Source organism: Rathayibacter sp. VKM Ac-2927, assembly GCF_022815525.1.
In the GTDB taxonomy this organism is placed as follows: Bacteria; Actinomycetota; Actinomycetes; order Actinomycetales; family Microbacteriaceae; genus Rathayibacter; species Rathayibacter festucae.
In genome coordinates this window covers 149,418-174,296 of sequence record NZ_JALGRT010000006.1, presented here as the reverse complement: position 1 = coordinate 174,296, position 24,879 = coordinate 149,418, and the positions used below count along the sequence as shown (strand labels likewise).

Sequence of the window (24,879 nt, the reverse complement as noted above, 5' to 3'; positions counted from 1 at the left end):
GAGACAACATATTGCGCGTGCACCGGTCTGTAAAGCGCGAGGGGCGACGGATCGGCGGCGTTGCCGAACCGTGATCTTCCGCTGGTCGATCCCCGCCAGCACTGGGTGAGAACGCTCTCAGCCGGAGGGTGCGGAGCCGCGACGCGCAGCGCCGGTGCGCGCCGTTGCCGCTGAGGCGGGACTCCTCGTCCGCCTCCCGCGTGGCACGGAAGGGGGGCTCCTCCGCCCTGCCCCGGCGAGCACCCTCCTCCTAGGCTCGGGAGTGCGACCGAGCACTGACCACGACGAAAGAGGAACCGCCATGCCCTTCGACTCCCAAAATGACAGCGCAACCACAGCGGGTCTGACCCGTCGGGCCGGTCTCGCCGCCGCCTGGTCAGCCCCCGTGGTCGTCGCTGCTCTGAGCGCCCCGGGCGCCTCCGCTTCGACCGTGACCCCGAGCGGTGCGCCCTGGCTCGGCGTCTTCCTCGCACCGGATCGCGCGGTTCCCGGTGCGTTCGCCCTCGTGGTGCGGGTCGGCGGGCCCGCGGCGGAGTTCGGGACGCCGCTGACGTTGCCCGTCGACTCCCGCGTCGACATCGTCTCGGAGCACGACGTCGCGTCCTGGGGAGACGGCATCGTCTCCGACGGTCCGCGCAACGCCCACGTTCCGATCGCCGCCGGCGTCTACCGGACCAACGTGGCGACGAATCTCCGCGACGGCTCGACCTTCGTCGTCGGCGACCTGATCAGGCAGCCCGCGGTCCCGAGCGTCTTCACCCCGCTCCCCTCCGGAACCTTCGCCGTGACGGCCACCGTGACGCAGGGCCCCGTCTACCCGGGGGCGGAGGAAGCGGTCTTCGCAGCGCTGGGCAGAACCAGCAGCAGCGCCCCGATCACGGTGTGACGCGGAAGGCGGGGACCCCGGAACAGGAGCTGAGCTCGTTCCGGGGTCCCCGCCTCCGTCTGCGCCTTCTGCGTCGTCAGAGCCAGCGGCGCAGCTCCGGTCGCTCCAGGACGGCGGCCGGCGTGCCGTGCCGGGACCGCAGGACGCGGATCACGGCGCTCGTCGCGGAGATCCGCGAGCAGGTGGTGGAGAAGCCGAGGACGATGCCCGACAGCAGCGCCATCACCGGGTACTCGTCGATGAGCTGATCGGCCGACCAGTACATCAGCAGCGTCGCGAGCGAGGCGAGCGCGGCCGGCGCGGTGAGGATCCCCGCGATCAGCGCGACGCCCAGCCCGATCTCGACGAGCGGGGTGACGAAGCCGAAGAGACCGGCCTGATCGTGCAGGATCGTCGACGCGAAGAGCTGGAAGTAGTCGGGCACTCGCCCGTTCTCCGCGGCGCCGTCGGCGACGAGGAGGATGTCGGAGGCTCCGAATCCGGATCGCAGCTTGATCGCGCCCTCGTTGATCCAGAGCAGGCCCAGGGCGACGCGGACGGCGGTGCCCAGGGCCGCGGCCGCCCAGCGCCACCCGGGCCGCGTCACGAGAGCTTCGCCGCGCCGAAGACGGCCTTCGCCTTGTCGCAGTGCACGACCACGTAGGTGTAGTCGGCGGCGTCGCCCACGTCGAAGCTCTGGGTCTTCGTGTCGTAGGAGACCGGGCCCAGCTCGACTCCGGCGCTCACGGCCTTCTCGTCGGTCCCGTTCGTCAGGTAGAGGTGCAGGTCCGGGCCCTCGTCGGAGGAGAAGCCGCTGAGGTCGACCGTCTTTCCCGACACGGTCGCGGTGCCGGCGACCTTCTTGCCGTTGAGGCCCTCGAACGCGCCTTCGCGGCTCTCGCCGGCCGGCGCGACCGTCGACGGCGCCGTGGTCTTCGCGGCGGCGGAGCTGGAGCTCGTGGACGACTGCGAGGCGGTTCCGGTGGCCGGCGCGCAGCCGGTCAGGACGCCGGCCACGAGGACGACTCCGGCGATCGCCTTGGGGAGCAGGTGACGGGACATGGGGTGTTCCTCTCGTTCTGGCTCTCCGGGTCGGGGTGACCGGGAGAGCGGAAGGGCGACCGGAGGGGAGCCGGTCGCGACCTCGGGCGGGCCGCAGCGGAGTGTGGGAACGGCGCGGCCCGCCCGAGGAGTGCGGGAAGGGTCAGTTGACCTTCGAGATGGCGCAGGACTTGAAGCCCGAGTTCGCGTTGACCTGCACGTTGTAGGAGTGCCCGGCCTCGAACGTGTAGCCCGATCCGACCGGGCAGGCGTACTGCTCACCCGGTGAGGCGACGTCGCTCTGCGCGGAGTAGCCGTTGATCAGCACCTGCGAGGTGGTGAAGGACTTCTTCCCGCCGCTGAAGATCGAGTCGAGGCTGCTGCTGTTGATCACGTACGGGGTCGCGGGGTTCTTGGCGGACGCCGAGGTGCCGAACGACTCGTTGGCGCCCGGGCTCAGTGCCGAGCCCCACTTGTTGCCGAAGATCCAGTACTGACCGTCGACCACGAGCGTGGCCGAGGCGTAGGCGCCCGAGTCGGGGCTGTCCGGGCCGGTGTTGCTCACCTGGAGGAGGAAGTACGGAGCCGGTGCCGGCGCGGCCGCCCCGAAGAGCGCGACGCTGAAGGCGCCGGGGACGGCCGAGGTGTCTCCCCAGGCCGCGGGCGCGTAGTCGTTGTTGAGCGACCACTGCATCACGCCGGTCACGTGACCGTAGAGCTCGGGCTTCGCCTTCATCGCCTTCCACTGCGCGGCGAGGTCGGCGAGCACCGCGGCCTGGTCGTAGGCGGCGGCGCCGGATCCGCCGAAGACGTTGTTCGCGGTGCCGCTGGCGCCGGCGTTGCTGACCTGGCCGATCACGATCCTCGTGCCCTCGCCGATGCACAGCGAGGTGGCGGCGGAGCAGTCGGACCGCACCGCGCTGTTCAGCGCGCGGGCGATCGTGCTGAAGAAGCCGGGGTCCTTCTCGGCGGCGCCGCCGACCGTCCAGCCGCCGGTGTTGTAGGTCTGGGCGAGCAGGTAGTCGACCGTGCCGCTCTTCAGGAGCGGACCGAACTGGTCGTTCGCGCCGTCGTGGACACCGGAGGTGAGGGTCAGGTTCGTGGGCGCGGCCGGGTCCACCTCGGTCCCGCTGCTCAGGTAGACCTGCGGTGCGACGGCGAGGGAGAGGCCCGCGCCCTTCACGGTCGCGCCGAGGGCGCTGATCGTCGGAGCGTCGATGCCGTTCTCGAGGTCGAGGTCGACGCCCGTGATGCTCCCGCCGCTGAGCTTCGCGTTGTAGTCCTCGATCTGCGCGAGCAGCCGGGAGCCGACGGCGCTCGCCGTGCCGGCGTTCACGGTGTCCCGGGTGACGGTCTGCCCGCCGAGGCTGAGCAGGTTCACCGTGCCCTTCGCCTCCTGGTCGATGACCTTCTGCATCGCCGCGAGGGTCGCGGGATCCGCCGTGCTGCTCGCCGGGTCGGCGAAGGCGAACACGATCACGTTCGAGGCGGCGATGCCGGCCGGATCGATCTGCGCCAGCGAGCCGGTCGCTCCGAGCTGGAGGTAGGAGACGCGGAGGTCGGGGACGGCGCTCGCGGTGTCGGCGACGGCGGCCGGTGCGGCACCGCCCACGGCGACGGCGCTCGGAACGGCGACAGCGGCGGCGAGGGCGGCGGCGGCCAGGAGGCGGCGGAGTCGTGGTCTCATTCTCGGGTGTCCCTTTCGTGGGTGGGGAGGGCGAGCGACGGTCGCGGCGGACGACGATCTGAACCGGCCTCGTGGGCGGCAGAGCGGTTTTCGCGGGGTCGACATCGATGGTGAGCCGACCGCGCGGCGTCCCGAAATCTCTGGCACGGATCATCGGAGATGACGGGAACGGCTGATGAGGCTCGGTGATCCATGTCCGGAACCTGAAAGTGCTCTTCGTTCATGAGGACGTATATAAAGGTCGATGCTTGCGTATAGAAAGACATCCATCCGCGGAAAGACGGGGAATCGAAGATGGCGGAGATCAGCTGATCCGGCGGGGAATCACTCAATTGGCGCCGGACTTGAATTCGGCGCCCTCTCTCCTGTTACACTCACCGCTCGGTCACCCCGCAGCAGTCCCCGTTCAGCGTGCGGATGAGCAGGTTGTGGCTTTGAGAATTCACATGTCCTGCCGTCGCGGACGTGTGGCGAGTGGATCCCGTTCCGGGCGCTCGTAGCCGATCCTCGAGATGAAACAGCAGTGATGAAAGAGACCCTCCCGTCCACGGACTCCCCCCTCAGGCCGAGCTCGCCCTGCCGCATCGATCGGCAGCGCTTCAGCGGTCCGGGCGCCGAGAAGGCGATCAGCGAGTGGATGGGAGTCGGTGAATTCCATCCGCGCAGTCGAGAGGCGTTCGAGGCGGAGTCGGAGCGAGTGGTCATCGATCAGGTGAGTGCTCAGCGGATGACCGCGCGCGCCAATTACTTCACCTCACCGGATTCGAGTTCCCTCGGATTCCCGAGAAGCAATCGCATCGAGATCGTGGCGCTGATCGAGGGCGAGTGCTTCATCTCCGTCGGCACTCAGCGCTATCGCCTCACGCGGGGCTCCATCGCCATCGCGGGCGGCGGTGAGCCGGTGTCCTCGGAGACCTACGACGTGACCGAGTGCATCTTCATCAGCATTCCGGTCGATCAGCTGAGCGAGCGCTTGCGGGCCTCCGTCCCGCTCTACGGGCTGGAGGTGATCTCGCCGCCGCGACTGATGCGCCTGTTCCAGACCCTCTCGCACGAGCTCGCCTCGCAGGACTCGATCTCGCCGGACGCGTTCCGCGCGCAGCTCGCGCAGCTGACCGGACTGATCGAGGCGTCGCTCGCGAACCGGTCGCACCTCGCCGTCGGCGACCTCGATCGGATCAAGCTCTCCCGGGAGCACGTCGAGGGCTACGTGCGCGACCACCTCGCCCAGCGCGATCTCACCGTCGGCACCCTGGCCGAGGTCTTCCACACCAGTCCCCGCACGATCCACCGGCTCTTCGCGAGCGACGGACCGACCCTCTCCGAGTACATCCGGACCAGTCGCCTGACGGCGCTCGCCGCGGAGATCAGCGCGGCCGACAACCCCGACGGCTTCGAGGTGCTCGCCGCCCGGTGCGGACTGCACGAGTACGTGACCGCCGCCCGGCTCTTCCGCAAGGAGTACGGCCTGACCATGCGCCAGTTCTGGAAGGCGTACCGCCTGCGCTGAGGCTCGCGGCGCACCTCGGGCTCGTAGAATCAGCCTCGGCTCGCCGGAACGCCGCGATCGTGCGTGCCGGAGCCGATCTCGCGAGCCGAGGGTGGGGGCCGGAGCATGACGAAGGGCCGCCTGCGCGTGCTGCTGGGAGCCGCGCCCGGCGTCGGCACGACGTCCACGATGCTCGAGGAGGGCGGCCGCCTCGCCGCCGAGGGCCGCGACGTCGTGATCGCGGTCGTCGAGACGCACGGCCGCGCCGAGACCGCCGCGAGGATCGCGGGCCTCGAGGTCGTCCCGCGGCGCGCGGTCCTGCACCGCGGTGCGCGACTCGAGGAGATGGACCCGGTGGCGGTGCTCGCCCGCCGACCGGACATCGCGCTGGTCGACGAGCTCGCGCACACCAACGCTCCCGGCTCGTCGCACCGGAAGCGCTGGGAGGACGTGGCGGAGCTCCTCGACGCCGGCATCACCGTGCTCACGACCGTCGACATCCAGCACATCGCCTCGCTGAACGACGTCGTCGAGGCGATCACCGGGGCGCGGCCGCACGAGACGATCCCCGACGCCGTGCTCCGCGCCGCCGACCGGATCGAGCTCGTCGACCTCGCTCCGCAGGCGCTGCGCGACCGGCTCGCCGCGGGCCGCGTCTTCCCGCCCGAGCGGATCGACGCCGAGCTCTCGCACCGCTTCCGCCTCGGCACGCTCACCGCGCTGCGCGAGCTGGCACTGCTCTGGCTCGCGGACGAGGTGGACAGTGCGCTCCGCGACTACCGCGGCGAGCACGGCATCGACAGCACCTGGGCCGCCCGCGAGCGCGTGGTCGTGACGCTGACCGGCGGCTCGGAGGGCGAGACTCTGCTGCGCCGCGGTGCGCGGATCGCCGCGCGCGCCTCCGGCGGCGACCTGCTCGCCGTGCACGTGCTGACGCCGGACGGACTGCGGACGCCGCGGCCCGAGGTGCTCGCGGCGCAGCGCGCGCTCGTCGAGTCGCTCGGCGGCAGCTACCACCAGGTGGTCGGCGAGGACGTGCCGCGCACGCTCGTCGCGTTCGCCCGCTCCGTGGACGCCACGCAGCTGGTGCTCGGCGTGAGCCGGCGCAGCCGCCTCGCCGCGGCGCTCACTCCGGGGATCGGCGCGACCGTGATCCGCGAGTCGGGCGACATCGACGTCCACATCGTCAGCCATTCGGCCGCCGGTCGCGCGGCGGTGCTGCCGCGCCTCGGCGGAGCGCTGACGCTGCGGCGCCGGCTGCTCGGCACGGCCCTCGCGCTGGTCGGCGGGCCGCTGGTCACCTGGCTGATGGCGAGCCTGCGGAGCGACGAGTCGATCACCAGCGACGTGCTCTCGTACCAGCTGCTCGTCGTGCTCGTCGCGCTGGTCGGCGGGCTCTGGCCCGCGCTGTTCGCGGCCGTCCTCTCGGGGCTGACCCTCGACTACTTCTTCGTCGATCCGCTCTACACGGTCTCCGTCGACGAGCCGCTGCACGAGCTCGCGCTCGCGCTCTACGTCCTGAACGCCGTGCTGGTCAGCGCCGTGGTGGACAGGGCGGCCCGGCGCTCCCGCGCGGCGAAGCGGTCCGGAGCCGAGGCGGAGCTGCTCGCGACGATCGCGGGCGGGGTGATCCGCGGCCAGGGTGCGCTGCAGGCGATCCTCGAGCGCGCGCGCGAGGCGTTCGGCCTCACCGGCGTCCGGCTGGTGCGGGACGGCACGGTGGTCGCCGCGGACGGCGAGCCGACGGCCGCGAGTGAGCCCGTGCGGATCCCGGTGGGCGCGCAGGCGGAGCTCGAGCTGCACGGCCGCGAGCTGGAGGGCAGCGAGCGGCGGCTGCTGCAGGTGGTCGCCGCGCAGCTCGACTCCGCGCTCGAGCGGGAGGCGCTGAGCGAGACGGCGAGCTCGCTGGCTCCGCTGGCCGAGACCGATCGGATGCGCAGCGCCCTGCTCTCGGCGGTCAGCCACGACCTGCGCCGGCCGCTGGCGGCCGCCACCGCCGCCGTCTCGGGGCTGCGCTCGCGCGACGTGGAGTGGAGCGACGGCGACCGGGCGGAGCTGCTCGCGACCGCGGACGAGAGCCTCACCACCCTGGGCGCGCTGGTCACCGACCTGCTCGACGTGACCCGGCTCGAGGCGGGAGTGCTCGCCGTGTCGCTCGCGCCGCTGGACGCGGCCGATGTCGTGCTGCCCGCTCTCGACGAGCTGGGGCTCGGCCCGGGGGAGGTCGACCTCGACCTGGATCCGGCCGGGCCGGAGCTGCTCGCCGACGGCGTGCTGCTGCAGCGGGTCGTGGTGAACCTCCTGGCGAACGCGGTGCGCTATGCGCCGCAGGGGACCCGGGTGCGGGTGTCGACCAGCGTCTTCGGCGGCACGGCGCAGCTCCGGATCGTCGACCACGGCCCCGGGATCGCGCCCGAGCGCCGGGAGGAGGTCTTCGTGCCGTTCCAGCGTCTGGGTGACGACGACAACACGACCGGGCTGGGGCTGGGGCTCGCGCTGTCGAAGGGGTTCACCGAGGGGATGGGCGGGACGCTCGAGGCCGAGGACACCCCGGGCGGCGGGCTGACGATGGTGGTGACGCTGCCGGTGGTGGCGGACGACGCGGCCGCCCGGACCGATGCCGCCCAGACCGATGTCGCTGAAACCTATGCCGCCGAGCTGCGGGCCCCGCGCACCGATGCTTCGGGAGGAGCCGCATGAAGATCCTGATCGCCGACGACGACCCGCAGATCCTGCGCGCGCTGCGGATCACCCTGACCGCCCGCGGCTACGACGTGGTCACCGCGGGCGACGGGACCGAGGCGATCAACCGTGCCATCGACGAGCGGCCGGACCTCTACATGATCGACCTCGGCATGCCGCGGCTCGACGGGGTCGAGGTGATCCAGGCGCTGCGCGGCTGGACGAGCGCGCCGGTGCTGGTCGTCTCGGGGCGCACCGGGTCGGCGGACAAGGTCGGTGCCCTCGACGCGGGGGCCGACGACTACGTGACCAAGCCGTTCTCGATGGACGAGGTGCTCGCGCGCATCCGGGCCCTGTCGCGGCGCGTGCAGCCGGCCGAGGGCGAGCCGACGGTCAGGATCGGCGACGTGACCGTCGACCTCGCGGCGAAGAGCGCGATGCGCGACGGCGCAGCGGTGCGGCTCACGCCGACGGAGTGGCAGGTGCTGGAGATCCTCGTGCGGAACGCGGGCAAGCTGGTCACCCGGCGCTCGCTGCTCGACGAGATCTGGGGGCCGACCCACGTGACCGACACCGGCTACCTCCGGCTCTACCTCGCGCAGCTCCGCAAGAAGCTCGAGCCCGATGCCGCGCACCCGCGGTTCCTGCTGACGGAGGCGGGGATGGGCTACCGCTTCGTGCCGGGCGAGGACGCGGCGGCGCGGTAGGCGCGCAGACGGACACCGGTCGGCCGGGATGCACAGCCCGGCGCCGTCGGCCCGGCCGGGGCTGCGGAACGAGCTCTCGGTGACGGCGGATCTCGATACGCCCGCTGCGCGGGCTACTCGATCAGCATGGATCGCGGGGCCCATCGAGACCCGTCCACCGTCGGTAGGCGTGACGGTGGATCACGGGACGCCCGCTGGGCGGGCTGCTCGATCAGCGTGCAGGGCGCTCGGGCTGCTGTCGGAGGCGCGGGGGACAATGGAGGGACCCCAGGAGAAGGAGACCACCGTGGATCAGCCGCGCATGAACGTCGAGTCGTTCAACCTCGATCACCGCACCGTCGCCGCGCCCTACGTGCGCCTGGCCGACGCGAAGACGCTTCCGGCCGGGGACCACCTCGTCAAGTACGACGTGCGCTTCACCCAGCCCAACCACGGCCACCTCGAGATGCCGACCGTGCACTCGCTCGAGCACCTGTTCGCGGAGAAGTCGCGCAACCACTCCGACCGCGTCGTCGACTTCTCGCCGATGGGCTGCCAGACCGGCTTCTACCTGATCCTGCAGGGCGAGCCCGAGCTCGCCGAGGTGCTGGACCTGGTCGAGTCGACCCTCCGCGACATCACCGAGGCCACCGAGGTCCCCGCCGCCAACGAGACGCAGTGCGGCTGGGGCGCGAACCACTCGCTCGAGGGCGCCCAGGACGCGGCGCGCACGTTCCTCGCGGAGCGCGACCAGTGGGAGCAGGTCACCGCGTGAGCGCGGTCGAGGCGATCGTCCTCGTCGCGATGGACGAGGAGGCCGAGCCGTTCCTCGCGGCGGCGGGCGGCGCCCCGGAGCCCGTCGCCGTGGGCAACGCCCTGCAGTGGTCGATCGAGGTCGGCGGCCACCCGGTGCTGCTCGTGCGCACCGGCGTGGGGCTCGTGAACGCGGCCGGCGGGCTGACGGCGGCGGTCCTCCGGATCGGTGGCGCGCCGCTGGTGATCAGCGCCGGGTCGGCGGGCGGGCTCGGAGCCGAGGTGCGCGTCGGCGACGTGGTCGTCGGCGACGAGTACGTGCAGACCGATGCGGACGCGCAGGCGTTCGGCTACGCGATGGGGCAGGTGCCGGGGATGCCGGCGCGCTACTCCGGGCACGCGCCGGCGCTCGCCGTCGATCTCGACGCGGCGATGCCGGACGGCGCGGCGATCACGGTGCGGCGCGGGCTGATCGTCTCGGGCGACGTCTTCGTCTCGGGCGATCACGTCGCGCGGGTGCGCGGACTGTACGACGGGGCGCTGGCGACGGACATGGAGTCGGTCTCGCTCGCGCAGACCGCGTACGTGCATGGGCTGCCGTTCGTGTCGGTGCGCGGCATCTCGGACCTCTGCGAGCCCGGGTCGTTCGAGGCGCACGTGGACGACGCGGCGGACCGCTCGGCGGCCGTGGTGCGGGCGCTGCTGGACGCGGTGGGGTGATCCGCGGCGCGGGGCGGTCCGCGGAGCCGGTGTGCCGGGGGTGGTGGGTCTCGATACGCCCCTTCGGGGCTACTCGACCAGCATGAACGGAATGCCGCGCGTCCTCTCCCTCACGGACGAGACGCCGACCAGTGTGATGACAGCACTGCGGGGCTGCTCGATCAGCACGGGGGCAGCGACTCGTTCGGATCTCTTTCACGGGGATGTCGATATCGGCGGGCGCCGTTCGACGGGATAGTAGGAGGGCGCAGAGGGCGCCCGCGAATCCCGAGGAGACCACCGTGAAGTACATGCTGATCATGCGCGCGACCGATGCCGCGAAGGCCGCCTACGAGGCGATCCCGTTCGACGAGATCATCACCCGGATGGGGCAGTACAACGAGGCGATGATCACCGCCGGCGTCCTGCTCGCCGGCGAGGGCCTCTCCGACGACGTCGCGACCTCCGGGTTCGTCGTCGACTTCTCCTCCGAGCCCGCCGCGATCACCGACGGCCCCTACGGCGAGACGCACGAGCTGTTCAACGGCTTCTGGATCATCCAGGTCTCCTCGAAGGAGGAGGCGAAGGAGTGGGCGCTGCGCTGCCCGCTCGTCCCCGGCAACACGCTGGAGGTGCGCCGCGTCACCGACGAGAGCGACTTCGCGGACTTCGCCGACAACGAGTACCTCCAGAAGGAGGCCGGCTGGCGCGAGGACGAGAAGGCCCGCGCCGAGAACGGCTGACATGACGCCGGCGCCTCCCAGGGAGGAGATCCGGGCGCGGGTCGACGCCGTCTGGCGGATCGAGAGCGCGCGCATCGTCGGGACGCTCGCGCGGGTGACGGGCGACGTCGGCCTGGCCGAGGACCTGGCGCAGGAGGCCCTGGTCGAGGCGCTCGAGCAGTGGCCCACGACCGGCGTCCCGCGCAACGCCGGGGCCTGGCTGACGGCCGTGGCGAAGCGGCGGGCGATCGACGGCTGGCGGCGGCGGACGGCGCTCGACGACCGCTACCGCCTCCTCGCCCGCACCCTCGAGGAGAGCGTCGACGACGAGTGGCGGCCGATCGAGGACGACGTGCTCCGGCTGGTCTTCACCGCCTGCCACCCCGTCCTCTCGCGGGAGGCGAGCATCGCGCTCACGCTGCGGCTCGTCGGCGGGCTCGGCACGGAGGCGATCGCCCGGCTGTTCCTGGTGCCGGTCGCGACCGTGCAGCAGCGGATCGTCCGGGCGAAGAAGTCGCTCGCGGCGTCGGGCGTGCCGTTCGAGGTGCCGGACCCGGCGGAGTGGCGGGCACGGCTCGACGCGGTGCTCGGGGTCGTCTACCTGATCTTCACGGAGGGCTACGCCGCGACGTCGGGCGATCGCTGGCTCCGCACGGAGGTGGCGGGGGAGGCGCTGCGGCTCGGGCGCGTGCTCGCCGCGCTGCTCCCGCGCGAGCCCGAGGTGCAGGGGCTGCTCGCCCTGATGGAGCTGCAGGCCTCGCGGTTCGCGGCGCGGACGGCGCCCGACGGCTCGCCGGTGCTGCTCGAGGACCAGGACCGCACCCGCTGGGACCGCGGGCAGATCGAGCGCGGCCGGGAGGCGCTGCGCCGCGCCGACCGCGTAGGCAAGGGCCGCGGGTCCTACGGGCTGCAGGCGGCGATCGCCGAGTGCCACGCGATCGCGCCGAGCGTCGCCGCGACCGACTGGGAGCGCATCGTGCTGCTGTACGAGATCCTCGGGCGGGTGTCGCCGAGCCCGGTCGTCGAGCTGAACCGCGCCGCCGCGGTGTCGATGGCGACCGGTCCCGCCTCCGCGCTGCTGATCGTCGACCGGCTCGCGTCCGAGGGTGCTCTGCGGGCCTCGCACCTGCTGCCGAGCGTGCGGGGCGAGCTGCTCGCGCGCCTCGGCCGGCGGGAGGAGGCGCGCGCCGAGCTCGCCGTCGCCGCCGCGCTGGCCGGCAACGAGCGCACCCGCGCCCTGCTGCTGGCGCGCGCCGCGTCGCTCTGACTCCGGCGCCCCGACTCCTCAGAAGTTGTCGTAGCGGGTGGTCGAGTACGACAACTCTCGGAGAGCGGAAGAAGTGACGGGAGTCGAGGGTGCACCCGCGGTCCGAAAGTTGTCGTCGCGGGTGGTCGAGTACGACAACTTCTGGAGAGTGCAGGGAGTGAGGGAGCGGAGGGGCGTCCCGCGGCGCGCGGGTCAGCGCTCGGTGACGACGCCCGCCTCGACGTGCCAGTGGCGGGTCAGCTGCACGGTCTCGAGCATGCGGCGGTCGTGGGTGACCAGCAGCAGCGTGCCCTCGTAGGCCTCGAGCGCCTGCTCCAGCTGCTCGATCGCGGCGAGGTCGAGGTGGTTGGTCGGCTCGTCCAGCACGAGGAGGTTCGTGCCGCGCGCCTGCAGCAGCGCCAGGGCGGCGCGGGTGCGCTCGCCGGGCGAGAGCTCGCCGACGGGGCGCGAGACGTGGTCGGCCTTGAGGCCGAACTTGGCCAGCAGGGTGCGCACCTCGGCGGTCGGCCACTCCGGCACCAGCGCCTCGAAGGCGTCGGCGAGCGGGACGTCCGAGGCGAGCATCGCACGCGCCTGGTCGATCTCGCCGATGGCGACGCTCGCGCCCAGCGAGGCGCCGCCCTCCTCCGGAGCGGAGCGGCCCAGCAGCAGTGACAGGAGCGTCGACTTGCCGGCGCCGTTGGGGCCGGTGATGCCGATCCGGTCGCCGGCGTCGACCTGCAGCGAGACGGGGCCGAGGGTGAAGGTGCCGCGGCGGGCCACCGCTGCGTTCAGGGTCGAGACGACCGAGCTCGAGCGCGGGGCGCTGCCGATCGTGAAGGCGAGCTGCCACTCCTTGCGCGGCTCCTCCACCTCCTCGAGCCGGGCGATGCGGCTCTCCATCTGGCGGACCTTCTGGGCCTGCTTCTCGCTCGACTCGGCCGAGGCCTTGCGGCGGATCTTGTCGTTGTCGGGCGCCTTCTTCATCGCGTTGCGGACGCCCTGGCTCGACCACTCCCGCTGGGTGCGGGCGCGCGAGACGAGGTCCTCCTTCTTGTCCGCGAAGTCCTCGTACTTCTCGCGGCGCTGGCGGCGGGCGGTCTCGCGCTCCTCCAGGAAGGCGTCGTAGCCGCCGCCGTAGACGGTGGTGGTGCTCTGCGCGAGGTCGAGCTCGAGCACGCGGGTGACGCTGCGGGCGAGGAACTCCCGGTCGTGGCTGACGAGCACCACTCCGCCGCGCAGGCCGCGGACGAACGCCTCGAGCCGCTCGAGGCCGTCGAGGTCGAGGTCGTTGGTGGGCTCGTCGAGCAGCACGACGTCGAAGCGGGAGAGCAGGAGAGCGGCGAGGCCGACGCGGGCCGCCTGGCCGCCGGAGAGCGAGGTCATCAGGGAGTCGGCGGAGACGCCGCCGGTGGGGCCCGTCGGGTCGAGGGCGAGGCCGAGGTCGGCGAGGACGACCGGGGTCCGCTCGTCGAGGTCGGCGGCGCCGCTCGCCAGCCAGCGGTCGAGGGCGAGCGCGTAGCGGTCCGCGATGCGGCCGTCGGGGTCGGGCTCGGCCAGCGCGGAGGCGGCCGCATCGAGCTCGGCCGAGGTCTCCGCGGCGCCGGTGCGGCGGGCGATGTAGCCGGCGACGGTCTCGCCCTCGCGGCGCTCGTGCTCCTGGGGCAGCCAGCCGACGAACGCGTCGCCGGGCGCGAGCACGACGCTGCCCTCGAGCGGGGCGGTCTCGCCGGCGAGGATGCGCAGGAGGGTGGACTTGCCCGCTCCGTTCGCGCCGACGACGCCGACGACGTCGCCCGGGGCGACCGTGAGGTCGAGGCGGTCGAACAGGGTGCGGTGCGCGTAGCCTCCGGAGAGGCCCTTGGCGACGAGGGTGGCGGTCACCGGTCCAGCGTAGGCGGGCGGGCCGCCGGCACCGGCCCCCGGTCGCTAGACGCTCTGATTGCACGCGAGTCTAGGATGGCCGGATGAGCGAGACGACGGTCCGGGGCGGCGCCGGCTACTGGTACCCGGACGATTCCTCGACGCGACGTGCCGTCGAGGTGCTCAGCGCGATGCGCGGGTACCGCGTCTCCGAGGTGGCGATGCGCCGCCGCACCCGCGAGAAGATGGCGATGGGCGAGACCGACCTGATCGCGATCCAGTTCCTGCTGCGGCGCCAGCGCGAGGGCGACCTCGTCAGCGCCAAGGATCTCGCCGCGCACCTCTCGATCTCCTCCGCGTCGACCACCGTGCTGATCGACCGGCTCGTCCGCAGCGGGCACCTGGTGCGGAAGCCGCACCCGAGCGACCGCCGCGGCATCGTCGTCGAGGCGACGGTCGACAGCGATCAGGAGGTCCGCGAGACGCTGCAGGAGATGCACCGCCGGATGCTCGAGATCGCGGAGGACCTCGACGCGGGCGAGGCCGAGGTCGTCGTCAATTTCCTCCGCCGGATGGGCGCCGCGGTCGACGAGATCGACGCCGCCGCAGACGACGAACCCGAGAAGTAGCTAGACCTTCTAGTAAAGAGCCGGACTAGGGATAGGCTGGCGTCATGGGTCAATTCCTCTACGGCACACCGCCGGCCGTGATCGAGATCGAGGACCGGACCCTCGCCCACCTGCAGATCGTCGTCTACGCGAAGTTCCGGCGCGACGAGCGCTTCAGCCTCACCCTCGACTCGATGCCCGAGGGGGCCCGCGGCCGCCACTCGTTCTGGATGAACCCGAACATCGCGCTGCAGTTCCACTTCGCCGGCAGCCGCCAGCCCACGATCAACCCGTCCTGGGTCGAGGTGCTGATGGACGCGGCGAACGGCGGCGGCGGGCTGCGGCTGCTGCCCGAGCCGCACGCCTGATCCGCGCCGCACGCCTGCTTCCGAGCGTCGTCAGGCATCGCCGCGCCCTGCACGTCTCCTAGGGTGGATCCGTGCGCCCGGGGGTGGGCGCGACGAGGGGGAGCACATGCGCGCACGAGTTCTGGGAGGCGCACTGCTCGCGCTGGTGGCCGCGGGGGTGCTCACCGGCTGCTCCGCGCCGGCTCCGGCGCCCACGGTGACGGTCTTCGCCACGGCGACGCCGACTCCCGATCCGACCGTCACGGCCGCCCTTCCGCAGTCGACCGCCACGGTGTTCGTTCCGGTGCCGGAGGCGACCGTCACCTTCACCCCGAACGACGTGCCCGTGATCCCCGAGACGGCCTTCGCCGTCGACAACGGCGCGATCCCGGGAGCGAGCGGGGAGCCGACGACGAACGGCGCGGGGGACATCGTGACCTACACCGTGGTCGAGGGCGACTCGTTCTTCGACATCGCCCAGCGCTTCGGGATCCCCGTGCAGCAGCTCCTGCGGATGAACCCCGGGGTCGCGGGGGCGGGCGAGGCGGTCTACATCGGCAACGTCATCAACCTCGACGCGAACTACCTGGGCTGACCGCCGGCGCCGGTCCGATCGCCGGCGGGCCCCGGGCGCTACTCCGACTTCGGCAGCAGGTGGAAGGCGAGCGCGAGCGACGCCGAGATCATCAGGATCCCGCCGAAGAAGAGGAAGCCGGCGAGATCGGGCAGCAGGAACGAGTTGCCGAGCACCAGGATGCCGCCGAGGAAGAGCACGAAAGAGAGGACGACGCCCAGACCAGTCATGCCCTCATCGTACGGGGCGCGGGGCGCGAAGGGCGCCCGGCCTCAGGGCAGCAGGAGCGCTCGCAGCTCGTCCGCGCCGGAGGCCACCGCGATCGTGCCGACCGCCTCGAGCGGGGAGCCGTAGCCCCACTCGACCATGATCGTCGGCACCCCGTGCGCGGCGGCACCGTGCACGTCGTGCTCGCGGTCGCCGACCATGACGGGCGTCGAGAGGTCGACGCCGATCTCGCGGAGGCGGCGCAGCGCCTCCTCGACGACGTCCGCCTTCGCGCTGCGGACCTCGTCCTCGGAGGCGCCGCAGATGATCGTGAAGTGCTGCGCGAGGCCGTAGTGCTCGAGGACCCGGCGCGCGGCGGACTCCGGCTTCGAGGTGGCGAGCGAGAGCGGGACGCCGGCGGCGGCGATGCCCGCCAGCAGCTCCGGCAGGCCGGGGTAGACGCTGGAGTCGAAGAGGCCGCCCGCGTTGTAGCGACGGCGGTAGACGACGAGGGCGGCCTGCGCCTCGTCGACGCTCATCCCGCCGAGCTCGCGGAACGCGTCGAGCAGCGGCGGTCCGACGTAGGCGAGCAGCTCGACGGGCGTGGGCACCGGGCGGCCGAGCTCGACGAAGGTGTCGACGAGGGTGCCGGTGATGCCGGGCGCCGAGTCGGTGATCGTGCCGTCGAGATCGAAGAGGATGCAGCTCCAGGTCGCCTCGATGCCGGGCTGCGCGTCGGGCGCGAGAGTGGTGTCGGACATGGCGGGCTCCTGCCCTCGGAGGGACGTCGTGATCCCGGCGGTGTGCCCCGTCGGGGGGAACACTCTACGGTGCCGGGGCGTCGAGGGACTGCTCGATGAACGACCGGGCGACGACCTGGGCGATCGAGCCGGCGTCGAGCTGGACGGCGACGAAGTCGGCGGTGCGGATCAGTGCGAACGCCTCTCGGCCGGGCAGGACCAGCATCTGCACGCGCGGGTGCTGCTGCCGGGGGACGGCGGCGCGCAGCTCGTCGGTCGAGGTGAACAGCGGGAGCACCTGCTCGCCGGTGGTCGTCGCGACCACGCGCACGTGCGGCACGCCACCGGGCTGCGAGCCGGTCACATCGACGACGAGCGAGCCCTCGAGGCAGGCGGCCAGGAGGCGCTCGACCCCCTCCGCGGTCGCGTCGGCGACCAGTGCCTCGAGCGCTTCGCGGGCCGCCGTGTTGCGGTACGGGCCGGGTCGCGACGGGCGGGCAGGGGGTCCGTTCCTCCGGGGCATGTCTTCACGGTATCCGGGTTCGCGCCATCTCTCGAATCAGTCGCGACAATCGCGCGCATTCGATGTCCGACTGCGCTATACGACGGTTGCCGGAGAGATGAGCCGATTCTCAGGCCGATTTCGACGCTTATCCTGAGTATCGGCGCAGATGACGACGGAGAATCGGGCGAATGGCGCCGATAAGTGCTCGACCGCCGACAGGAAGGGGTAATGTCTCCTCCTGTCAGTGACATCCAGGAGGAAAAGTGGCCCAGAAGATCACGCTTGTCGACGATATCGACGGAACCCCTATCGACTCCGGTGACGGCGGCACCGTCCGCTTCAGCATCGACGGAGCCAACTACGAGATCGACCTCGGTCCGGACAACATCGCCGAGCTGCACTCCGCGCTCGAGAAGTTCGTCTCGAACGGCCGCCGCGTCGGCTCGCGCCCCGCTGCCGCCACGTCGGTCGCCTCGGCGTCGAAGAGCGACCCCAAGCAGCTGAAGGCCGTCCGCGAGTGGGCGAACGCCAACGGACACCAGGTGTCCGACCGCGGTCGCATCCCCGCCGAGGTCCAGGCGGCCTACGCCGCCGCTCACAAGTAGAGCCGCGCCGGGCGCACCGAGAGGTCGCGCCCGCATCGTCGAAAGGCCCCGTCGATCCGTCGACGGGGCCTTTCGCGTGCTGTTCTCCGCGACCGCTCGTGGATTCTCGCAGAGCCCCTGGAAAGGGGGACGCGAGCGCTAGAAGAGGCGCGTGTGCGAATCGTCGACGCCGCGCATCGACTCGTAATCGAGCACGACGCAGCGGATTCCGCGGTCCTGCGCGAGGGTCCTCGCCTGCGGCTTGATCTCCTGCGCCGCGAAGACTCCGGTGACCGGAGAGAGGTGCGGATCGCGATTCATCAGCTCGAGATAGCGGGTCAGCTGCTCGACGCCGTCGATCTCTCCTCGGCGCTTGATCTCGACCGCCACGGAGGCGCCGCTCGAATCGCGGGCGAGGATGTCGACCGGTCCGATCGCCGTCATGTACTCGCGCCGGACGAGGGTGTGGCCCTCGCCGAGCAGATCGATCTGCTCGGCCAGCAGGCGCTGCAGGTGCGCCTCGACGCCGTCCTTGATCAGGCCGGGATCGACGCCGAGCTCGTGCGCCGAATCGTGCAGGACCTCGTGGATCGAGACGACCAGGGCGTCGCCGGTCTTGCGGTGCGTGACCGTCCACTGCTCGTGGACGCCGGCCGCCCGGGCGTCCTCGTCGGGCTCGCCGGTGCTGAGGATGCACGGGGGGCTCATCCAGTTCAGCGGCTTGTAGGAGCCGCCGTCCGAGTGCACGAGGACGCTGCCGTCGGCTTTGACCAGCAGCAGTCGGGTGGCGAGGGGGAGGTGGGCGCTGAGACGGCCGGTGTAGTCGACGGAGCAGCGCGCGATGACGAGACGCACCCGTCGAGGATAGACGGGGGCGGTCGGGGGCGGTCGGACGGGTGGGTCTCGATACGCCCCTGCGGGGCTGCTCGACCAGCATGAAGGGGTCCGGCGGACTCCCCATGACGGGTGAGGCCGCGGCCTTTGCTGATCGAGTAGCCCTCGCAGAGGGCGTATCGAGATCCGGCGATGTCGGCAGGGCGGAGTGCAGGCTCGTCGTGCTGGGGCGGTGGGTCTCGATACGCCCCTGCGGGGCTGCTCGACCAGCATGCAGTGGGCCCCTGCGGGGTCGGCGCGCGTCAGGCCATGCGGAGGACGTTGCCGGTGACGCGGCGGCCGGCGGGGGAGACGAGGTAGGAGACGAGGTCGGCGACCTCGTCGGGGCGGGCGACGTCGAAGAAGGCGTCGTTCGCGGCGACGGCGGCGTGGACGTCGTCGGTGACCCAGCCGGTGTCGGTGACGGGCGGGTGGACCGCGTTGGCGGTGACGCCGAGCGGGCTGAGCTCGAGCGAGGCGGAGATCGTGTAGTTCACGAGGGCTGCCTTGGCGGCGCCGTAGGAGACCTCACCGGGGAAGCCGCGCTCGCCGCCCGAGGTGAGCGTGACGATCCGGCCGCCGTGGCCGCCGCGGCGCTCCAGCCGCTCGGCGAGCTCGGCGATCAGCAGTGCGCCGGCGCGGGCGTCGATGTCGAGCACCCGGTCGATGCTCGCGGCGTCGACCCGGCGCTGGGGGCGGCCCATCCAGTCGTTCGGGCGGGTGCGGAAGGTGTCGATGACGGAGCCGGTGGCGTTGTGCACGAGGACGTCGACCGGGCCGAGCGACTCCTCCGCGGCGTCGAGGAGCAGGGCGGCGGAGGCGGCGTCGCGCAGGTCGGCGGAGACGGCGCGGGCGCGGCCGCCGGCGGCGCGGATCCGCTCGGCGACCTGCTCGCCGTCGGTGCGGTGGGCGAGACGCTGGCGCTCCGGCTCGTACTCCGGCAGCTCCTCGGCGAGGAAGGCGACCAGCACGGACAGACCGTCGGCGGCGAGGCGCTCGGCGATCGCGGCGCCGATGCCGTGGTTCGCCCCGGTGACGACGGCGACGCGGCAGGGCTCGAGGCCGGGGGCGCTCACGCGCGCGCGCCGTCCTGCACGCGCTCCGCGGGCTCCTTCTGCGGGCGGGCGGCGGGCGAGGCGAGCCCGGCGAGGACGACGAGCGCGAGCACCAGGAACAGCGCGTTGAGGAGGCCGAAGTGCTCGCCGAGGAAGCCGATCGCGGGCGGGCCGACCAGGAAGGCGACGTAGCCGAGCATCGCGACGGCACTGACCCGGGCCGCAGAGTGCGGGCCCTCGGCCGCGGCGGACATGCCGACCGGGAAGCCGAGCGAGCAGCCCAGCCCCCAGGCGACCGCTCCGGCGATCACGAGGCCGTCGACCGGCGCGAGGATGAAGAGCAGGATGCCGACGATCGCCAGCCCGGCGGACGCGCGGAGCACGGGCACGCGGCCGAAGCGGTCGAGCACGGGGCCGCCGAGCACCCGGCCGACGGTCATCGCGGCGACGAAGACGCCGAAGACGACGGCGGCGGTGGTCTTGTCGGTGCCGTGGCCGTCCACCATGGCGAGGGTCAGCCAGTCGTTGGCCGATCCCTCCGCGAAGGCCATGCCCAGCATGATCAGGCCGATCAGCACCAGGCGGCGGTCGCGCCAGACGCCGAGCGAGGCGGCGACGCGCTCGCGGACCGGTGCCTTCGCGACGACGGCGACCCCGGAGGTGTCGAGCTCGTCGCGCACGGGGACGAAGCGGATCGCGACGGAGACGGTGATCACCACGACGACGGCGACGCCCGAGAGGTGCGCGGCGACCGGCACGGCGAGCGCGGAGGCGGCGGCGCCGAGGATCGCGCCGAGGACGGTGCCGAGGCTGAAGAAGGCGTGGAAGAGCGGGAGCAGGGTCTTGCCGAAGGCCTTCTCGTTCGCGGAGCCCTCGACGTTCATCATCACGTCGACCGCGCCGTTGCCGAAGCCCAGCAGGACCATGCCCGCGAAGGCGAGGGGGAGTGCGCCGAACGCGTCCGCCGCGAGGCCCAGGAGCGCGAGACCGGAGGAGCAGACGACGAGTCCGGCGACCATGCCGCGGCGGGGGCCGAGGGCCGACATGATCGCGGTGGAGAGGCTGAGGCCGACGATCGCGCCGATCGACATCGAGAGGATCAGGAGGCCCACGCCGGAGGTGGGGAGCTGCAGCTCGTCGCGGATGGCGGGGGTGCGCGAGACCCAGGTCGCGATCGAGAGGCCGCTCAGCACGAAGATCGTGAAGACGGCGTTGCGCCACGCGACGAGCTGCGGGCGGCTGAGGGCGGAGGTCGAGGGCATGCGGGGTCCTGGCTGATCGCGGGGCGGTCGTGGGGGCCTGATCGACGATGATCGAATCGATTCGATGCGGGCCGGTCTAAGCTATCCGGAACGCCGGGACCGGTCAAGGACGGGTCGCCGGGCGCCGGCCCTCCGGGTCGGGGACGAGGAGCACCGTGGAGTCGAGCAAGGCCGTGGAGTCGAAGAGCGGCGGATCGCCGACGTCGCGCCCGACCCTCGCGCGGGTCGCGAGCCGGGCGGGCGTGTCGCCGTCGACGGCGTCGCTCGTGTTCAGCGGCTCCGGACCGGTCGCGGCGTCGACCCGCGAGCGGGTGCTGCAGGCCGCCGCCGAGCTCGACTACGCCGGACCGGATCCGCGGGCGCAGTCGCTCCGGCGTGGGCGCTCGGGGATCGTCGGGGTCGTCGTCGACGAGCGCGTGCTGCACGCCTTCCGCGACCCGATCAAGATCGCGATGCTCGACGGCATCGCCGACGTGCTCGGCGGGGCCGGCGCGGGCATCCTGCTGCTCACCGAGACCGAGGGCGGCTCGGGGCTGCTGGCGACGGCGCCGGTGGACGCGATGATCCTGGTCGGCTGCAGTCCCTCCGTCGACGACTCCGTGGCGGTGCTGCGGCGCCGCGGCGTGCCGGTCGTGGTGGTCGAGGGGGTCTCCGACCTCGGCGCTGCGGTCGTCTCCCTCGACAACCGGGAGGCGACCCGGACGCTGGCCGAGCATCTGCGGGACCTCGGGCACGAGCGCGTCGCCGTCGTCTCGCTGCCCTTCGCGAAGGACCGCCGCCGCGGCCCGATCCCGGCGGACTGGCGCTCGAGTCCGAGCATCACGGCGGTCGAGCGACTGCTGGGGGCGCAGGACGTGTTCGGCGACCTGGAGGTCGTGGCGGCGGGGGCGAGCACGGTCGACGAGGGGGTCGCCGCCGGGCGGGTGCTGCTCGATGCCGCCCAGCCGCCGACGGCCGTGATCGCGCAGAGCGATCTGCTGGCGGCCGGGGTCGTCCTCGCGGCCGAGCAGCTCGGGCTGCGGGTGCCGGCCGAGGTGTCGGTGGTCGGCTTCGACGGAGTGCAGGTGCCGGGGCTCGCGGCCGAGTACGACCTGACGACGATGGTGCAGCCCGCGGTCGAGAAGGGCCGGGCCGCGGCCCGCGCCGTCCTCGCGCTGATCGCCGGCGACGAGGCCGAGCCGGTGCGCTTCACCTCCGTCTTCCACCTCGGCACCACGAGCGCGCCGCCGCGCTGACTCCCTCCGCGAGATGCCACTTATGAGCGGATTCTGCGGCGTGTCGGGCTCATAAGTGGCATCTCGCGGGAGGGGGTGGACGCGGGGGTCACCCGGAGTTGTGCACAGGGTTGTCCACAGGGTGTTCGAAACTTCGTTCGAGGGTCAGCGGAGCCAGACGTCGCCGCGGAAGCGGAGGCCGAGGGTGAGCGCGCGGGCGCCGAGGAAGCCCGCGGCGTAGGCGATCCAGAGGGCCAGGAGGCGCCAGTCCTCGGGCGCGAGGGGCGCGAGGAGGGCCAGCGGGGCGAGGACGGCGAGGTTGACGAGGCCGCTCAGCGCGAGGTAGCGGCCGTCGCCGGCGCCGATCAGCACGCCGTCCAGGACGAACACGAAGCCGCCGAGCGGAGCCGTCAGGCCGACCACGACGAGGGCGGCGGGGAGCAGGCGGAGCACCTCGGGGTCGCTCGAGAAAACGAACGGGAGCACTCCGCTCGTCGCGACGATCGCCGCTCCGAGGGCGACTCCGGCGCCGATTCCCCAGGTCACACAGCGTTTCGCGACCGCTCGGGCGCGCGCCGGGTCGCCCTCGCCGAGGAGGCGGCCGAGCAGCGCCTGCGCCGCGATCGCGACCGCGTCGAGCGCGAAGGCGACGGTGGAGAAGAGCGTCATGGCGACCTGGAAGGCGCCGAGCTCCTCCGCGCCGAGCGAGCCCGCGACCGCGACGGCGAGCAGGATGGCGGCGCGCAGGGAGGCGGTGCGCAGCAGCAGCCAGCCGCCCGATCCGGCGGAGGCGCGCAGCCCGGCCGGGTGCGGGCGCAGCGGCGCTCCGACGCGGCGGGCGAGCCGCAGGGCGATCACCGCGTAGGCGCCGAACATGCCCCACTGGGCGATCACCGTCCCCAGGGCGGACCCGGTTATCCCCAGGCCGGCGGGGTAGATCAGCACGGCGTTCAGGGCCGCGTTCACCGCGAATCCGCCGCCCGCGATGATCAGCGGAGTGCGGGTGTCCTGGAAGCCGCGGAGCAGGCCGGTCAGGGCGAAGACGCCGAGCATCGCGGGGATGCCGGCCATGCTCACCGAGAGGTAGCGGACGCCCGCGTCCGCGACCGCGGGCTCCGCGCCGAAGAGGCCGATCAGGGCGGGAGCGGCGATGGCTCCGGCGACCGCGATGACCGCGCCGAGGGCGAGCGCGAGCCAGCCGCCGTCGATGCCGGCCGCGACCGCGCGGCGCTCGTCGCCCTCGCCGAGCGCGCGGCCGACCCGGGGAGTGGTGCTGTAGGCGAGGAAGACCATCAGGCCGACGATCGTCTGCAGCACCGCTCCGCCGAGGGCGAGGCCGGCGAGCGGCACGGCGCCGAGGTGGCCGACGAGGGCGGAGTCGGTGAGCAGGAACAGCGGCTCGGCGATCAGCGCCCCGAGCGCAGGCACGGCGAGTCGCAGGATGCTGCGGTCGAGGGTGCGGCGGTCGGTGGTGGTCACCCGCTCGACGGTAGCGGGGCGGGCGGGGTGCGCGGGCGGGGTCGGCGGGCGGTGGCTACGGTGGAGGCACCCCCGGACGGAACGAGCACCATGGCATCCCGCACTCCCCGCCTCGGCCTCGGCCTGGCCGCCGTCGGGCGACCGGCCTACATCACCGCCGGGCGCGACGGCGATCTCGGGCCGCCGGAGGGGCGCAGCGTCGACGCCCTCCGCGCGCGGTCGCACGAGCTGCTCGACACCGCGTGGGGTCTCGGCGTCCGCTTCTTCGATGCCGCTCGGTCCTACGGTCGCGCCGAGGAGTTCCTCGGCGGGTGGCTGGCGGAGCATCCGGAGCGGCGCGCCGAGCTGACCGTCGAGTCGAAGTGGGGCTACGAGTACGTCGGCGGCTGGGCGATGGACGCTGAGGTGCACGAGCGCAAGGAGCACTCGGTCGCGATGCTCGAGCGCCAGTGGTCGGCGACCCTCGCGGCGCTGGGGAGCGCGCCGGACCGCTACCTCGTGCACTCGATCACGCCGGAGAGCCCGGCGCTCGTGGACCGGGCGCTGCTCGACCGGCTGCGCGGGCTCGCCGGGTCGGGCGTCGCGGTCGGGCTGTCGACGAGCGGGCCGGAGCAGGCGCGGACGATCCGGCTCGCCCTGGCGATCCCGGACTCGCCGTTCAGCACGGTGCAGACGACCTGGAACCTGCTCGAGCGCTCGGCCGGGGCGGCGCTCGCCGAGGCGCACGACGCGGGGTGGACCGTGGTGGTGAAGGAGGCGCTCGCGAACGGGCGGCTGGTCGGCGACCGGGCGCCGGAGGTGCTGCGGGGGCGGCAGGGGGTTCCCGAGGAGCTCGCGCTCGGTGCGGCGCTCGGGCAGTCGTGGGCCGACGTGGTGCTCAGCGGGGCGGCGACTCCGGAGCAGCTGCGGGAGAACGTGCGCGCGCGGGCCGGCGCGCTGCCGGAGGGGCTGCCGGCGCAGGATCCGGGGGAGTACTGGGCCGAGCGGTCGGCGCTGGCCTGGCGCTGACGCGCGGGGCGGGTGCGCGGCTCGGGGGACCTCGGGCTCGCGGAATCGGGGTTCGGCTCGCGGGACCGGGCGGTTCCGGCGTGCCGGAGGTGGTGCCGGGGGTCGGCGGTCGGGAGAGGGGCGAGCGGGTCAGCGCGGGGCGACGGCCGCCAGCCACTGTGCGACGAGGGGGGTGAGCCAGGACGGGTCCTCGCCGGGGACAAGTGCCAGGACGGCGCGGTCGGGGGCGCGCCAGTCGAGGCGGCCGTCCGGGTCGGACAGCGCGTCGGCGAGGCGGCGGTCCGGGAGGGGGGCGGTGCCGCGGTGCAGGATCACCTCGACGCGGTCGCCGGGGCGGAGGCGGAGGGTCACCAGGTGGGCGCCGATCGCGTAGCTCGGGGCGTTCCACTTCACCGACTCGACCAGGCGCTCGTCGGCGGCGAGGACCGCCTCGCGCGTGCGGTCGATCTGCTCGCGGCGCGGGTGGTGCATGGCGTCGACGTGCGCGGTGGTGGAGGCGTCGAGTCGGGGCATGGGGACACGGTGGCAGAGGTTCGGGGGTGGGTGGGTCTCGATACGCCCCTTCGGGGCTACTCGACCAGCATGGAGCGCGGCCGCCCACGGCTCGGGCGGGGCGCCTGCATGCTGATCGAGTAGCCGCCCTGCGGGCGTATCGAGATCCACCAGCGTCGGCGGACGGGTCTGCAGACT

Annotated in this window: 26 protein-coding genes; 14 read left to right on the top strand and 12 right to left on the bottom strand. The window is 72.9% G+C overall.

Features of this window, described 5'->3' with window-relative positions; all coding sequences use genetic code 11:
• Positions 1-301: 301 nt before the first annotated feature.
• Positions 302-886 carry a hypothetical protein gene (locus tag MT353_RS17310; RefSeq protein WP_243625433.1) on the top strand — a complete coding sequence of 195 codons (585 nt, stop codon included), beginning with the start codon at positions 302-304 and terminating at the stop codon, positions 884-886.
• 76 nt (positions 887-962) lie between these two features.
• On the opposite strand, the gene MT353_RS17305 is transcribed toward MT353_RS17310, so the two are convergent.
• From MT353_RS17305 to MT353_RS17295, 3 genes are all read right to left on the bottom strand, one after another.
• Positions 963-1,472, bottom strand: a complete 510-nt coding sequence (locus MT353_RS17305; RefSeq protein WP_243625432.1) for a DoxX family membrane protein — start codon at positions 1,470-1,472, stop codon at positions 963-965.
• A complete protein-coding gene (locus tag MT353_RS17300; protein WP_123447228.1) occupies positions 1,469-1,927 on the bottom strand; it encodes a DM13 domain-containing protein in 459 nt (152 codons plus the stop codon). The genes MT353_RS17305 and MT353_RS17300 overlap by 4 nt, the downstream gene beginning before the upstream one ends.
• 142 nt (positions 1,928-2,069) lie before the next feature.
• Positions 2,070-3,593, bottom strand: coding sequence for a hypothetical protein (locus MT353_RS17295; protein WP_243625431.1), 1,524 nt, complete (start codon positions 3,591-3,593; stop codon positions 2,070-2,072).
• A 526-nt stretch (positions 3,594-4,119) separates the two neighbouring features.
• Here MT353_RS17295 and MT353_RS17290 point away from each other — a divergent pair.
• From MT353_RS17290 to MT353_RS17260, 7 genes are all read left to right on the top strand, one after another.
• On the top strand, positions 4,120-5,103 hold the full coding sequence (locus tag MT353_RS17290; RefSeq protein ID WP_308197337.1) for a hypothetical protein: 984 nt from the start codon (positions 4,120-4,122) through the stop codon (positions 5,101-5,103).
• Positions 5,104-5,208: 105 nt separating this feature from the next.
• Positions 5,209-7,782, top strand: coding sequence for an ATP-binding protein (locus MT353_RS17285; protein WP_243625430.1), 2,574 nt, complete (start codon positions 5,209-5,211; stop codon positions 7,780-7,782).
• On the top strand, positions 7,779-8,471 hold the full coding sequence (locus MT353_RS17280; protein WP_243625429.1) for a response regulator: 693 nt from the start codon (positions 7,779-7,781) through the stop codon (positions 8,469-8,471). The genes MT353_RS17285 and MT353_RS17280 overlap by 4 nt, the downstream gene beginning before the upstream one ends.
• A 256-nt stretch (positions 8,472-8,727) precedes the next feature.
• Complete coding sequence (locus MT353_RS17275) at positions 8,728-9,225, top strand: S-ribosylhomocysteine lyase (protein WP_374204721.1); 498 nt, start codon at positions 8,728-8,730, stop codon at positions 9,223-9,225.
• Positions 9,222-9,923 (top strand): 5'-methylthioadenosine/S-adenosylhomocysteine nucleosidase, encoded by a 702-nt coding sequence (gene mtnN / locus MT353_RS17270; protein WP_243599391.1) that lies wholly within the window; start codon positions 9,222-9,224, stop codon positions 9,921-9,923. Before MT353_RS17275 ends, mtnN begins: the two co-directional genes overlap by 4 nt.
• 281 nt (positions 9,924-10,204) lie before the next feature.
• A complete protein-coding gene (locus MT353_RS17265; protein ID WP_173252136.1) occupies positions 10,205-10,645 on the top strand; it encodes a YciI family protein in 441 nt (146 codons plus the stop codon).
• Position 10,646: 1 nt separating this feature from the next.
• Positions 10,647-11,891 carry an RNA polymerase sigma factor gene (locus MT353_RS17260; RefSeq protein WP_243625428.1) on the top strand — a complete coding sequence of 415 codons (1,245 nt, stop codon included), beginning with the start codon at positions 10,647-10,649 and terminating at the stop codon, positions 11,889-11,891.
• Between the two features lie 192 nt (positions 11,892-12,083).
• On the opposite strand, the gene MT353_RS17255 is transcribed toward MT353_RS17260, so the two are convergent.
• Entirely contained in the window at positions 12,084-13,754 is a 1,671-nt protein-coding gene (locus tag MT353_RS17255; protein WP_243625427.1) for an ABC-F family ATP-binding cassette domain-containing protein, read from the bottom strand.
• A gap of 83 nt (positions 13,755-13,837) precedes the next feature.
• On the opposite strand from MT353_RS17255, the gene MT353_RS17250 reads away from it, so the two are divergent.
• The 3 genes from MT353_RS17250 (at position 13,838) to MT353_RS17240 (ending at position 15,283) form a co-directional block, all read left to right on the top strand.
• Positions 13,838-14,362: a MarR family winged helix-turn-helix transcriptional regulator gene (locus MT353_RS17250; RefSeq protein WP_243625426.1), complete on the top strand. Its 525-nt coding sequence runs from the start codon at positions 13,838-13,840 to the stop codon at positions 14,360-14,362.
• Positions 14,363-14,406: 44 nt separating this feature from the next.
• Entirely contained in the window at positions 14,407-14,709 is a 303-nt protein-coding gene (locus MT353_RS17245; RefSeq protein WP_123447216.1) for an ATP-dependent DNA ligase, read from the top strand.
• A gap of 106 nt (positions 14,710-14,815) precedes the next feature.
• Positions 14,816-15,283, top strand: coding sequence for a LysM domain-containing protein (locus tag MT353_RS17240; protein ID WP_243625425.1), 468 nt, complete (start codon positions 14,816-14,818; stop codon positions 15,281-15,283).
• A 38-nt stretch (positions 15,284-15,321) separates the two neighbouring features.
• On the opposite strand, the gene MT353_RS17235 is transcribed toward MT353_RS17240, so the two are convergent.
• The 3 genes from MT353_RS17235 to MT353_RS17225 form a co-directional block, all read right to left on the bottom strand.
• Complete coding sequence (locus tag MT353_RS17235; RefSeq protein WP_164874567.1) at positions 15,322-15,492, bottom strand: hypothetical protein; 171 nt, start codon at positions 15,490-15,492, stop codon at positions 15,322-15,324.
• Between the two features lie 42 nt (positions 15,493-15,534).
• A complete protein-coding gene (locus tag MT353_RS17230; RefSeq protein ID WP_159421707.1) occupies positions 15,535-16,230 on the bottom strand; it encodes an HAD hydrolase-like protein in 696 nt (231 codons plus the stop codon).
• Between the two features lie 64 nt (positions 16,231-16,294).
• Complete coding sequence (locus MT353_RS17225; RefSeq protein WP_123447212.1) at positions 16,295-16,732, bottom strand: SseB family protein; 438 nt, start codon at positions 16,730-16,732, stop codon at positions 16,295-16,297.
• Positions 16,733-16,977: 245 nt separating this feature from the next.
• Here MT353_RS17225 and MT353_RS17220 point away from each other — a divergent pair, with 245 nt between their 5' ends.
• A complete protein-coding gene (locus MT353_RS17220; protein ID WP_160086045.1) occupies positions 16,978-17,319 on the top strand; it encodes an Lsr2 family protein in 342 nt (113 codons plus the stop codon).
• A gap of 138 nt (positions 17,320-17,457) precedes the next feature.
• On the opposite strand, the gene nucS is transcribed toward MT353_RS17220, so the two are convergent.
• The 3 genes from nucS to MT353_RS17205 form a co-directional block, all read right to left on the bottom strand.
• Positions 17,458-18,153, bottom strand: coding sequence for an endonuclease NucS (nucS, locus tag MT353_RS17215; RefSeq protein ID WP_123706083.1), 696 nt, complete (start codon positions 18,151-18,153; stop codon positions 17,458-17,460).
• A gap of 281 nt (positions 18,154-18,434) precedes the next feature.
• The gene (locus tag MT353_RS17210; RefSeq protein ID WP_243625424.1) at positions 18,435-19,247 is read right to left on the bottom strand and encodes an SDR family NAD(P)-dependent oxidoreductase; all 813 of its coding nucleotides are present in this window, start codon (positions 19,245-19,247) and stop codon (positions 18,435-18,437) included.
• A complete protein-coding gene (locus MT353_RS17205; RefSeq protein ID WP_243625423.1) occupies positions 19,244-20,488 on the bottom strand; it encodes a sugar MFS transporter in 1,245 nt (414 codons plus the stop codon). Before MT353_RS17205 ends, MT353_RS17210 begins: the two co-directional genes overlap by 4 nt.
• A 155-nt stretch (positions 20,489-20,643) precedes the next feature.
• Here MT353_RS17205 and MT353_RS17200 point away from each other — a divergent pair, with 155 nt between their 5' ends.
• A complete protein-coding gene (locus MT353_RS17200) occupies positions 20,644-21,723 on the top strand; it encodes a LacI family DNA-binding transcriptional regulator (RefSeq protein WP_243599382.1) in 1,080 nt (359 codons plus the stop codon).
• 144 nt (positions 21,724-21,867) lie between these two features.
• On the opposite strand, the gene MT353_RS17195 is transcribed toward MT353_RS17200, so the two are convergent.
• On the bottom strand, positions 21,868-23,181 hold the full coding sequence (locus MT353_RS17195) for an MATE family efflux transporter (RefSeq protein ID WP_243625422.1): 1,314 nt from the start codon (positions 23,179-23,181) through the stop codon (positions 21,868-21,870).
• A gap of 90 nt (positions 23,182-23,271) precedes the next feature.
• Here MT353_RS17195 and MT353_RS17190 point away from each other — a divergent pair, with 90 nt between their 5' ends.
• On the top strand, positions 23,272-24,189 hold the full coding sequence (locus MT353_RS17190) for an aldo/keto reductase (protein WP_243625421.1): 918 nt from the start codon (positions 23,272-23,274) through the stop codon (positions 24,187-24,189).
• 129 nt (positions 24,190-24,318) lie between these two features.
• Here the strand turns inward: MT353_RS17190 and MT353_RS17185 are convergent, their stop codons facing one another.
• On the bottom strand, positions 24,319-24,702 hold the full coding sequence (locus MT353_RS17185; RefSeq protein ID WP_243625420.1) for a DUF1801 domain-containing protein: 384 nt from the start codon (positions 24,700-24,702) through the stop codon (positions 24,319-24,321).
• Positions 24,703-24,879: the final 177 nt, after the last annotated feature.